This window comes from Kitasatospora sp. MBT63, assembly GCF_000710465.2.
Classification (GTDB): domain Bacteria; phylum Actinomycetota; class Actinomycetes; order Streptomycetales; family Streptomycetaceae; genus Kitasatospora.
Map to the genome: position 1 here is coordinate 1 of NZ_JAIZ01000380.1, position 10,920 is coordinate 10,920.

Annotated in this window: 13 protein-coding genes; 5 read left to right on the forward strand and 8 right to left on the reverse strand. The window is 75.5% G+C overall.

Annotation, left to right across the window (positions count from 1 at the left end; translation table 11 throughout):
• Nucleotides 1–154: 154 nt before the first annotated feature.
• A complete protein-coding gene (locus tag AA75_RS22200) occupies nt 155–934 on the reverse strand; it encodes an RNA polymerase sigma factor (protein WP_082526729.1) in 780 nt (259 codons plus the stop codon).
• A gap of 212 nt (nt 935–1,146) precedes the next feature.
• On the opposite strand from AA75_RS22200, the gene AA75_RS22205 reads away from it, so the two are divergent.
• Both AA75_RS22205 and AA75_RS22210 read left to right on the forward strand, forming a co-directional pair.
• Nucleotides 1,147–1,809, forward strand: coding sequence for a hypothetical protein (locus AA75_RS22205; RefSeq protein WP_033821931.1), 663 nt, complete (start codon nt 1,147–1,149; stop codon nt 1,807–1,809).
• Between the two features lie 125 nt (nt 1,810–1,934).
• The gene (locus AA75_RS22210; protein ID WP_033821932.1) at nt 1,935–2,642 is read left to right on the forward strand and encodes a tyrosine-protein phosphatase; all 708 of its coding nucleotides are present in this window, start codon (nt 1,935–1,937) and stop codon (nt 2,640–2,642) included.
• A 31-nt stretch (nt 2,643–2,673) separates the two neighbouring features.
• On the opposite strand, the gene AA75_RS22215 is transcribed toward AA75_RS22210, so the two are convergent.
• The gene (locus tag AA75_RS22215; RefSeq protein ID WP_033821933.1) at nt 2,674–3,243 is read right to left on the reverse strand and encodes a GNAT family N-acetyltransferase; all 570 of its coding nucleotides are present in this window, start codon (nt 3,241–3,243) and stop codon (nt 2,674–2,676) included.
• A 37-nt stretch (nt 3,244–3,280) separates the two neighbouring features.
• Between AA75_RS22215 and AA75_RS22220 the strand changes: the two genes are divergently transcribed.
• Nucleotides 3,281–3,727, forward strand: a complete 447-nt coding sequence (locus AA75_RS22220; RefSeq protein WP_033821934.1) for a GNAT family N-acetyltransferase — start codon at nt 3,281–3,283, stop codon at nt 3,725–3,727.
• Nucleotides 3,728–3,786: 59 nt separating this feature from the next.
• Nucleotides 3,787–4,488, forward strand: coding sequence for a class I SAM-dependent methyltransferase (locus AA75_RS22225; protein ID WP_033821935.1), 702 nt, complete (start codon nt 3,787–3,789; stop codon nt 4,486–4,488).
• A 41-nt stretch (nt 4,489–4,529) separates the two neighbouring features.
• Here AA75_RS22225 and AA75_RS49615 read toward each other — a convergent pair whose 3' ends face one another.
• Together AA75_RS49615 and AA75_RS49620 are read right to left on the reverse strand one after the other, a co-directional pair.
• A complete protein-coding gene (locus AA75_RS49615) occupies nt 4,530–5,024 on the reverse strand; it encodes an NUDIX hydrolase (RefSeq protein WP_033821936.1) in 495 nt (164 codons plus the stop codon).
• 140 nt (nt 5,025–5,164) lie between these two features.
• Nucleotides 5,165–5,440: a hypothetical protein gene (locus AA75_RS49620; protein WP_033821937.1), complete on the reverse strand. Its 276-nt coding sequence runs from the start codon at nt 5,438–5,440 to the stop codon at nt 5,165–5,167.
• Nucleotides 5,441–5,610: 170 nt separating this feature from the next.
• Between AA75_RS49620 and AA75_RS22240 the strand changes: the two genes are divergently transcribed.
• Entirely contained in the window at nt 5,611–8,010 is a 2,400-nt protein-coding gene (locus AA75_RS22240) for a lysylphosphatidylglycerol synthase transmembrane domain-containing protein (RefSeq protein WP_051813044.1), read from the forward strand.
• A gap of 39 nt (nt 8,011–8,049) precedes the next feature.
• Here the strand turns inward: AA75_RS22240 and AA75_RS22245 are convergent, their stop codons facing one another.
• The 4 genes from AA75_RS22245 to AA75_RS22260 form a co-directional block, all read right to left on the reverse strand.
• Nucleotides 8,050–8,274 (reverse strand): hypothetical protein, encoded by a 225-nt coding sequence (locus AA75_RS22245; protein WP_033821938.1) that lies wholly within the window; start codon nt 8,272–8,274, stop codon nt 8,050–8,052.
• Between the two features lie 85 nt (nt 8,275–8,359).
• On the reverse strand, nt 8,360–8,824 hold the full coding sequence (locus AA75_RS22250; RefSeq protein WP_033821939.1) for a MarR family winged helix-turn-helix transcriptional regulator: 465 nt from the start codon (nt 8,822–8,824) through the stop codon (nt 8,360–8,362).
• 65 nt (nt 8,825–8,889) lie between these two features.
• Nucleotides 8,890–9,666, reverse strand: coding sequence for a phosphate ABC transporter ATP-binding protein (locus AA75_RS22255; RefSeq protein ID WP_051813046.1), 777 nt, complete (start codon nt 9,664–9,666; stop codon nt 8,890–8,892).
• A 206-nt stretch (nt 9,667–9,872) separates the two neighbouring features.
• Nucleotides 9,873–10,232 carry a YegP family protein gene (locus AA75_RS22260; RefSeq protein ID WP_033821940.1) on the reverse strand — a complete coding sequence of 120 codons (360 nt, stop codon included), beginning with the start codon at nt 10,230–10,232 and terminating at the stop codon, nt 9,873–9,875.
• Nucleotides 10,233–10,920: the final 688 nt, after the last annotated feature.

Here is a 10,920-nt window from a genome sequence, read left to right on the forward strand (position 1 = left end):
TCGCCGTCCGCGGCCGGGGCGGCAGCGGCGGCGAGCAGCCCGGCGAGGGCCGGGTGGCCGGTGACGGCGGCCCGACCGGCCTCCGGGTCGGCCCCGGCACCGGCGAGCAGCTGCTCGGCGGTCTCGCGGTCGATCCGGCGGGATCGGTTGGTGCTCATCTCATGTCCTTCAGCGTCGCGGCTCTTCGCGGTGTCACACCCTGCGGGGAGATCTTTCTCGTGGCCCGGCGGTCCACCGCCGCGGGCACCCCCGCCGGCGGCTCGCCGGCCGCCCTCCCGGGCAGGCCCCCGGCGGCCCCGCCGCCCGCCTCCAGCAGTCCGGCGAGTCTGCGCAGTCCACGGTGGGCGGCCATCCGGACGCTGCCGGACCGCTTGCCCAGGACCCGGGCGGCGCTCTCCGCGTCCAGCTCCAGCACCACCCGCAGCAGCACCGCCTCGGCCTGGTCGCGGGGCAGCCGGGCGATCAGCGCGAGGGCGTCGGCGGTGGTCACCGTGGTCAGGGCGGCGCCGGCGGTGTCCTCGGCGGCGGCCAGGTCGGCCAGGTACTCCACCGGCAGGTCGGCGACCGGGCGGCGGCGCTGGCGGCGCAGGTGGTCCATGGCCCGGTTGCGGGCGATGGTGGCGACCCAGGCCCGGAAGCCGTCGGAGTCGCCGCTGAAGCGTCCGAGGTCGCGGGCGACCTGCAGCCAGGCCTCGGAGGCGATGTCCTCGGCGTCCTCCGACCGGCCGCCGACCAGCACCCCGAGGTAGCGCAGCAGGCCCGGCTGGACGGCCCGGAACAGCACCCGGAAGGCGGCTTCGTCCCCGTCCCGGGCGGCCTGGACGGCTGCCGCCAGGTCGGCCCGCCGGTCGGGCGCCCGCTCGTGGACGGTCGGACGGCCGGCTCCGTCGCCGGTGCCCGCCCCGGGGTGTTCTGCACTGTGCACCCGCCACATGATGCGCCATCCCGGTGGGGCCGTGACGGCCGGGTCCGGGGCGCACCGGGGCGGACGCGGGGGCGCACCCGGCGGATGGGACGGGGACGAAGGTCCTGTCAGCCACTGCCATTCGCCCGCTGCCCGCAAAGGTGCCCGAGGCATAGCTTCGTAGACGGAGCACACTCCTCCGCGTGCCCGCCCCCTGCCATCCCGCGGAACACGGAACAGTGATGACCACCGCCCACCAGCTCTTCGCCGAAGGCATCCGCGACCACTTCGCGCCCGCCCTGCGGGCCCTGGGCTTCACCGGCGGGCCGCACTCGTTCACCCTGCCGGACCCCACCCGCCGGGTGCTGCTCGACGTCCGGACCCCGCGGCCGCAGCCGGCCGGGCCCGACGGCGGGCGGTCCGTCCGGTACACCCTGGGGCTGGCGATCACCCCGAAGTCCGCCGGCGCGGGACCGCCCGCCTGGCGGGCCGGGATCGGCGAGCTGCTGCCGGTCGGCGGGGAGGTCTGGTGGGAGGTCGCGCCGGGGCCGCGCTGGCTGGTCGCGGTCGAGGACTCGGTGGCCGCCGTCCGCCACTACGCGCTGCCCGAGCTGCTGCGCCGGCTGGCCGGGCCGGACGCCGCCGGGTACCTGTCCCGGGACGAACTGGCGGAGGTCAACGCCGCGCTGGCGCTGGCCGCCGTCCCCCGGATCGGCCGGGCCGAACTGCTCGGCGGCGCCCTGCTGCTGCACGGCGCATGGAGCCGGGCCGACCCCGTCGCCCGGGAGGTGCTGGAGGCGGCCGCGCTGGGCTTCCTGTCCGCCGGGGACGACCGCTTCGACCGGGTCCGCTGCCTGGACACGCTCGGCCGCGCGCTGTGGGTGTTCGAGGCCCGGCCGGGCTGATGCCGGGCCCGGCCCCGGGCCGGGCGGTCGGCCGCCGGGGAACCGCCGACGGTCCGTCAGCCGTCCTGATACCCAGCCGGGCGGCACGGGCCACCCGGGCACCGAGCACCGGGGGACCCAGCGGCATGCGCAGCGAGACGACGGACGACCGACAGCTGGCCTGGGACGGCTGCCTCAACGTGCGCGACCTCGGTGGGCTGCCCACGGTCGACGGCCGCCGTACCCGCCGGGGCGCCGTGGTGCGCGCCGACAACCTGGACTCGCTGACCGACGAGGGCTGGGCCGCCCTGTACGCGTACGGCGTCCGGACCGTGGTCGACCTGCGGGACGAGGCGGACTTCCGTCCCCGGCTGCCGCACCCCGCCGATGTGGACCTGGTCCGGGTGCCGTTGGACGAGCTGGCCGGGCCCGGCTGGTGGGCCCGGTTCGGTGCGCTGGACGGCACGCCGCTGGCCTTCCGGCCGTACCTGGACGACTGCCCGCACGCGGTGGCCGCGCTGGTCGGCGCCGTCGCCGGGGCCCGGCCGGGCGGCGTGGTGGTGCACTGCGGGGCGGGCCGCGACCGTACCGGGCTGGCCGCGCTGGTGCTGCTGGCGCTGGCCGGGGTGAAGCCGGGTGCCGTCGCCGCCGACTACCTGCTGAGCACCGAGAACCTGCGCCCGCTGTGGGGCATGCTCGGCCGGCCCGACGAGGGCGTGGTGACCGAGCAGATCCTGCGGGAGGCGGGCACCACCGCCGAGGCCGCGCTGCGCGAGGTGCTGGCGGAGTTCGACCCCGCGGCCTATCTGCCCGCCGCCGAACTGGCCGCCGTCCGGGCCCGGTTGCTGGACTGAACCGCCCGGCGGCCGCCCCCGGCCGGGCCGGTCACCACAGCCGGTCGATCTCACCGGGGTGCAGCGTGACCCGGGCACCGGTGAAGGACGCCCGGTGGGCGCGGGCGTGGGCGGTGACGAAGTCGGCCAGCACGACCTTGTCGAAGTCCGCGCGGTCGCTGGGGAAGGGACGCTCGGGCGTCCCGCCGACCAGGACCGTGCCGGGCAGCGGCTGCCAGCCGGCCCGGACGTAGAACGGCACCAGCGGCCGGTCGCAGGTGAAGATCCCGAGGTCGGCGCCGAGCGGGCCGAGTGCGGCCCGGGCCGCGGCGACCAGCCGGCCGCCGTGGCCCCGCCCGCGCCGCGCCGGGTCGGTGACCACCGCGGACAGGCCGCGGGCCCGGAAGACCTGCCCGCCGTGGGTGATCTCCTTGCCGAGCAGGTCGAGGGCGGCGACCACGGTGCCGCCGTCGAGCAGCAGCATCGAGCGCGGGTCCAGCGCCGGATCGTGGCTGCGCCCGGGGTCCGGCTCCCCGGTCGGCCAGGCCAGCTCCTGCAACTCCCAGACCTGCGCGCGCAGTTCGGCCGGCACCTCGGCCTCGCGGTAGCTCACCGGATCCATCGCTCCACGCTCCTTCGTCCCCGCCTACACTCGGGCCGTGATCCTGCGTACCGCCAGCCGCCCCGACCTGCCCGCGATCCTCGCCCTGCTCGCCGACGAGCACGCGGTCCTCGACCCGTCCGCGATCACCGTCGGGGCAGCGTACGAGAGCGCGTTCGCGGCGATCGAGGCGGACCCGCGCAACGAGCTCCTGGTGCTGGACGAAGGGGACGGCACGGTGCTCGGCAGCCTCCAGCTGACCTACATCCCCGGGCTCGGCCGCGGCGGGGCGGAACGGGCGCTGATCGAGGCCGTCCGGGTGCGGGCCGACCGGCGCGGCCTGGGGCTCGGGCGCCGGCTGCTGCGGGCGGCGATCGACCGGGCCCGGCGGCGCGGCTGCGGCCTGGTCCAGCTGACCAGCGGCAAGGACCGGGCCGGGGCGCACCGGTTCTACGCCTCGTTGGGTTTCGCGCGCAGCCACGACGGTTTCAAACTCCCGCTCTGAGCGCCGGCCGGCGGGTAAACCGTTGGCCGTGCGGCGGGTGCGCCGATGACACTGGCGGCATGGTTGACTTCGCCGACTTCGACAGCCGCAACTATCCGATGGTGGACATCCGGACCGGCTACGCCGGCTGGGCCGAGACCTACGAGCAGACCGTGCAGGACGCGATGGACCTCGCGGTGCTCGACCGGCTCACGGTCCCGCACTGGGACGGGGCGCGGCGCGCGGCCGACCTCGGCTGCGGCACCGGCCGGACCGGCGCCTGGCTGCGCGGGCGGGGCGTGGCGGCGGTCGACGGGGTCGACCTCACCCCGCAGATGCTCGACCGGGCCCGGGCCCGCGGTGCCCACGACCGGCTGGTCGAGGCCGATCTGGCGGCCACCGGGCTGCCCGGCGCCGGCTACGACCTGGTGGTCTCCTCGCTGGTCGACGAGCACCTGGCCGACCTCGGGCCGCTGTACCGGGAGGCCCGGCGGCTGGCCCGCCCGGGCGGCCTGTTCGTGCTGGTCGGCCTGCACCCGTACTTCATCATGGCGGCCGGCATGCCGACCCACTTCACGGCGGCGGACGGCGCCCCGACGGCCATCGCCACCCACATCCACCTGGTCAGCGAGCACCTCTCGGCGGGTCTGGCGGCGGGCTGGCAGCTGGCGGAGATGCGCGAGGCGGTGGTGGACGAGGAGTGGATCGCGTTGAAGCCCAAGTGGGAGAAGTACCGCAGCCACCCGGTGTCGGCCGCCTACGTCTGGCGCAACCCGGCCTGAGCACCGGCGCACCGCGGCCGGCGGCCCCCGGCCGCGGGCGGTCAGAAGCCGGAGGTGGGGGTGGTCAGGATGCGGGTACGGCCGTCGGCGCGGGCCTCGAGGCCGGCCGCCAGGCGCAGCGAGCGGGCGGGGCCGAGCAGCGCCAGGGCCTCCTCGACGGTGGCCCAGCGGTGGTCGTCGAGTTCGCCGGCGGGCAGGGTGACCGGGGTGTCGGCGGCGATGGTGCCGAGGTCGAAGAGGAAGTGGCCCGCCGGGTGGTCGAGTTCGTCGGACGGGTTGGTCCAGGCGACCACCAGCAGGTCGCCGGCCTCCTTGACGATGCCGGTCTCCTCCAGCAGTTCGCGGCCCGCGCACTGCCGGGGGTTCTCGCCGCGGTCGACGGTGCCGCCGACGAACTGCCAGTGCTCGCGGTAGCCGGCCTTGACGATCAGCACCCGGCCGGCCGGGTCGGTGATCAGGCAGCCGGCGGCGGCGTACACCCGGGGCAGTGAGGCGAGCCACTGGTCGCGGGTCTTCATCGGCGGGCTGTCCGTCATGGTGGCGCTCCCTGGGTGTGCGGCGGTGTCGCGCACCACTCTCGCACCCGGGCGGCCGCCGGTGCAGGCGGTTCCCGCCCGCCGCCGCACAGGCCGGCGGGGCGGCTGCCGGTGTCCGGACCGGCCGCCCCGCCGAGGGGTCAGTGCGCGGAGTGCTTCTCCGCGCCGCGGTGCCGGTGGCCGGGGAGCTCGGCGTGGTGGGCCTGGCCGGGCGGTGGCGCGGTGGCGCCGAAGCTGCGGCGGCCGCCGTGGCTGAAGGTGTCGTCCCCGAAGTAGGGGCCGGTCCGGGCGGCGGTCGGGGTGTCGGTGTGGAGCTGCGGGGCGAGCGGGCCGGTGGTGGCGGCCATCGCGCGGCGCTCCAGGATCTCCTGGGTGCCCTCGCGGAGTTTGGTCATCTTGGCCGTCGATCGCTTCATCGTCGACCTCCCTTCGGCGTCCGCCGGTCCCCGCGGTGCGGGGAGGGCGGCCGCACGGGTGCGGCATCTATCGCGTATGTCCGGATATCCGCTGTTATACACCCCTGATTGTTCCCTGGCATTCCCCCTGGAGGACGGCTGGGGCTCACACCCGTGTGGGAGCATGCCGCGTGGCCACGGTGATACCAGACGATCATGCGCTGACCTCGGCCGCCGGACCTCCCGCGCAGCGCGGCCCGAGGTCCGGCGACCCGCTGCGGGTACGGCACCCCGCCGCGCTGATCCGGCTGCCGGCCGGCCTCGCCGCCATCGGCCTCACCCTGCTGGTCGCCGACTACGCCGAGCGCACCGCCGCCGGCCTGGACACCGACATCACCATCGGCGCCAAGCTCCTGCCGCACACCCCGGTCCTGGTGGCCGGCGCCCTGTGCACCGCCGCCCTGCTGCTGGTCCCGACCGCCTTCGCAGTCGCCCGGCTGGCCCGCGGCGACCGGCGCCGGGTCACCGACGGCGTCCTCGCCGCCGTGATCGCCTTCGGCCTCGCACTCGCCCTGGACCTCGCCGCCGGCGGGCTGGACACCCTCACCCACCCCGCGCCCGGCGGCACCGGCCGGACCGACCCGGTGTACGGACTGCTGGCCCCCGTCCTCGCCTTCATGACCACCGTCGGCACCGTCGGACACGCCCGCTGGCGCACCGCGCTCACCGTCGCCGTCACCTCGGCCGGCCTGTCCGGACTGCTCACCGGCTACGCCACCCCGTTCTCCCTGCTGCTCGGCCTGCTGGTCGGCTGGACCGTCGCCCACGGCACCCGGTACGCGATCGGCGAACCCACCAGCCTGCCGACCGAACGGCAGCTGCGCACCACCCTCGCCCGGGCCGGCGCACGGCCCGACCGGGTCCGCGACGCCGGCCCGGGCCGCTACCTGGTCACCCAGCACGACGGCCGCCCCGAACTCGAGGTCCGACTGCTCGACCGGCAGGCCCAGGCCAGCGGCCTGCTGCACCGCATCTGGCAGCTGCTGCGGCTGCGCACCGCACCCCCGGCGCTCGGCCTGCGTCCGCTGCGCGCCACCCTGGAACGCCAGGCCCTGCTCGCCTACGCGGCGACCGCCGCCGGCGTCCGCACCCCCGCGCCGGTGGCCGTCGCCGAGCTCGGCCCGGACGCCGCCGTGGTCGCCTACCCGCGGCTCGCCGCCCGGCCGCTGGCCGAACTGGCCGAGCAGGAGCTCACCGACGAGGTCCTGGCCGACGCCTGGCAGCAGCTGCGGCTGCTGCGCCGCCGCCGGCTCGCGCACCGCACCATCGGCCCGCACAGCCTGCTGGTGGACGCCGACGGCGCGGTCCACCTGGTCGACCTGGCCGAGGGCGAGATCGCCGCGAGCGAGCTGCTGCTGCGGCTGGACCTCGCCGGACTGCTGACCGTGCTCGCCCTGCGGGTCGGCCCCGAACGGGCCGTGCACTCCGCCACCGCGGCGCTGGGCCCGGCCGCGGTCTGCGCCGCGCTGCCGGTGCTCCAGCCGATCGCGCTCGCCCGCGAGACCCGCACCGCGCTGCGCGAGCACCCCGGGCTGGTCGCCGAGGTCCGCGCCGAGGCCCTGCGCAGCCTGCCGCAGGCACCCGCCGAGCCGGTCCGGCTGGAACGGCTGCGGCCGCGCACCCTGATCACCGTGCTGGCCGGGATGCTGGCCGGCTTCCTGCTGCTGAAGGAACTGTTCCGGGGCACCAACCCGGTCACCGTCCTGGCCGGGGCCGACCCGCTCTGGCTGGCCGCCGCGGCCTCGGTGGCGATGCTCAGCCACCTCGCGGCGGCGCTCGGGCTGATCGGCTTCGTCCCCGAGCGGCTGAGCTTCTCGCGCACCCTGGTCGCGCAGATCGCCGGCTCCTTCGTGAAGGTGGTCTCCCCCACCGCCGTCGGCGGCGCCGCCCTGAACACCCGCTATCTGCAGCGCAGCGGCATCCCGACCGCCCAGGCGCTGTCCAGCGTGGGAGCCGCCCAGCTGCTCGGGATGGTGCTGCACCTGCTGCAGCTCGCCCTGTTCGGCTGGGTGGTCGGCCGCGGCCCGCAGAGCGAGATGCCCAGCCCGGTGGTGATGGGGATGGTCGCGGCGCTGCTCGGCCTGCTGGTGCTCGCCGCGATGGCGGTCCCGAGCCTGCGCCGGCGGATCCAGGCGCTGCTGCGGCCGCTGCGCGCCGAGGTGCTGCCCCGGCTGCTCGACCTGCTCCAGCAGCCCGGCAAGCTGGCCGCCGGCGTGGCCGGGCAGCTGCTGGTCTCGATGGCCTTCGTGACGTGCCTGTACTGCTGCGCCCGGGCGATCGGGCAGGTACCTGGCTACTCGGCGGTCGGCTTCACCCTGATGACCGGCAACGCGGTGGGCTCGGCGGTGCCGACCCCCGGCGGCGTCGGCGGCGTCGAGACGGCGCTGCAGCAGCTGCTGGCCAGCGTCGGCGGGATGGACGACGGCACGGCACTGGCCGTGGTCGTGCTGTACCGGCTGCTCACCTTCGTCCTGCCGATGCTGCCCGGGTGGGCGGCGTTCGCCTGGCTGCAGCGGCGCAAGGCGCTCTGAGCGCGCCGCCGCCCCGCCCGGTTCCGCGGGGCCGGCCGGTCAGACCCGGTACTCGTCCTCGTCGAGGTCGACCTCGCGGGTCTGCTCGACCGCGTCACCGTCGTCGGAGTCCCCCGCGCCCAGTGCGCGGCGCTCGCGCAGCACTTCGAGGTCGTCGCCGAGGTGGCCGTCCACCTCGCGTTCCTCGTCGTCCGCCTCGACGACCACCGGCGATTCCTCGTCGAAGTCCTCCGGGAATTCGGGGCTCTCAGGGTTCTGGGGCATGTCGCCAGTATCCGCCGCCGACCGGCGCTTGGCACGGTGCCGAGCGGGCCTCGGCGTGTTGGGACCGGCATCAAGGCCCGCCCGGTCAGGCCAGCTCGCCCAGGACCCGCACGGCCCGCTCCAGGAAACTCTCGAACAGCGCCAGCTCGTCCGGCGCGAACTCTCCGCTGAGCGCCCCCTCCACCCGCAGCGCGGCCCGGTCCGCCCGCCGTACCAGCGCCTGGCCGGCCTCGGTGGCCCGGTTGACCACCACCTTCTGGTGCAGCTCGGAGGAGCTGCGTGCGATCAGCCCGTGCTTCTCCAGGTTGGCCAGCACCGTGGACATGGTCTGCGGGGTCACCATGCACTCCCGGGCGAGCTGCGCGGCGGACATCCCGCTCGACCCGGAGAGCAGCAGCAGCACCGAGTACTGCGGCACCGTGAGGTCGAACTCCCGCAGCGCCTGCGTCTTGCGGGCGATCAGGGTCTGCTCCGCCCGCTTGATGGTGAGCCCGAGCCGGCCCGCGGCCGCCGGGGCGGCGGGGCCGGGGGCCGTGTCACTGTCGGTCATCGCAGCAGTCTTGCACAGGGCAGGGCACGAACCCCGCCTCCCGGGGCCGGGCAAGCGCCCGGACCTCAGCCGAAGCGGCCGTTGACGTAGTCGGCGGTCCGCGGGTCGGCCGGGCTGCCGAAGATCTGCCGGGTGGGGCCGGCCTCCACGACCCGGCCCGGGGTGTCGTGGGTGGCCAGGAAGAACGCGCAGGACTGCGAGACGCGCTGGGCCTGCTGCATGTTGTGGGTGACGATGACGATGGTGAGCCGGCCGCCGAGTTCGGCGATGGTGTCCTCGACCCGGCGGGTGGAGGTGGGGTCGAGCGCCGAGCAGGGCTCGTCCATCAGCAGGATCTCCGGCGAGACCGCGAGCGAGCGGGCGATGCACAGCCGCTGCTGCTGGCCGCCGGAGAGCGCCCCGCCGGGGGTGTGCAGCCGGCCGCTGACCTCGTTCCACAGCCCGGCCCGGCGCAGGCTGGACTCGATCAGGTGTTCGCGCTCCTGGCGGCCGGCCTTGATGCCGGCCAGTTTGAGGCCGCTCGCCACGTTGTCCGCGATGGACATCGCGGGGAACGGGTTGGGCCGCTGGAAGACCATCCCGATCCGGCGCCGGACCTCCGCCGGGCGCCGCCCCGGCGCGTACACGTCCTCGCCCTCCAGCAGGACCTCGCCGGCCAGCGCCGCACCGCGGACCATCTCGTGCATCCGGTTGAGGATGCGCAGGTAGGTGGACTTGCCGCAGCCGGAGGGGCCGATCAGGGCCGTCACCTCGCCCGCGCGCATCGCCAGCGAGACCCGGTCCAGCACCTTGCGGCCGGGTCGGCTGTACCGGACCGGCAGACAGGCCGTCCACACCCACAGGTGCGGGCCGCCCTGCGCGAGCTGGTACCTCAGCGCCGCCCGCTCCACCAGCAACTCGCGCAGGGCCGAACGGAGTTCCTCCTCCGAACGGAAGAGCTTCACCGAGCAGCCCAGCTGCCGGCCGTTGACCGCGCTCAGCGACCACCCGACGGTGCCGTCCGGGCCCTGGACGGCGAGCAGTCGCGGCGGGCGGCCCGCGGCCACCGTCACCGTCCGGCCCCGGGCTCGGTCGGCCACCCTTCGCCCTGCTTCGCGAGCAGGGCCACGAATCTTCGGAAGGCGCTCTGACAGGTGGCGTAGCGTTCGTACGCGCGGTGCGAGCGCACCAGCGGGTTGCCACGCGGGCCCGGGACCACCCAGACCCAGCCCAGCCCCTCCCGCACATGGGTGATCCTGGCCACCAGCACGGGACCGACGGCCACCAGTTCGGCGAAGCCACGCTCGGCCTCCGCGGAGGTCTCGTACACCGGCGGGGAGATCGCGACCACCCGGCCGTTGGGCGCCTTCAACTGCCAGCGGTAGCGGCCGCCGGCACCCCGCTCGGCCTGCAGTCCCTCCCAGCGCACGCCACCGCGGTCGCGCCCCTCAAGCGCCGGACCATCCACTGCTGCTCCCGTGGTTCGGGCCTCCGGGCCGCCCGGCGCGGGAGCGCTCCCGAACGGCGGTGACGCACGCGAGGACCTCTTGTGAAGACATGACCGAGCGCCTCAACGCTACGTGTGCATACCGGACACGGGAAAGCTCGATCGAGCCCCACCCGCGCTTCTTCCCCGGGAAGTTCCCCCGCATTGATCTGACGTCCAGTCAGCTCGAGCCCCCCTGCGGCCCGACCCGGGCGGCAGGCGCCTCCCACCCCGCCCGACCTACCAACTTACCGGCTGCGCAGTGCACTTGACTCCACCCGGCATCCTCGCGCCATCACGCCAAGGCCGCCGCCCGGGGTCACGGTCCGACCGGAACCCACCCTCCCGGCAGGCCCCTGACGCCCGGTCGAGCCGGCGCCGAACCCCAAGAGAGTCCCAAGCCCCGGCTCCCGGGTCGACCCACGCCCCACGCGCCCCACGCGCCCCACCGAGTAGCGTTCACCTCGATATCATTGCAACAACCCCCCCGGGGATCGTTGCATTATCGTCGAGGCCGACGCAACAATTTATCGCCAACTAGCTGCAGTTATGCGGTTCATGCGCAACGAAGCCGTTGTCGGATCATCAAATGCAACGTAGCGTTTCTCTCATCAGAAACGGCAGGGCGAAG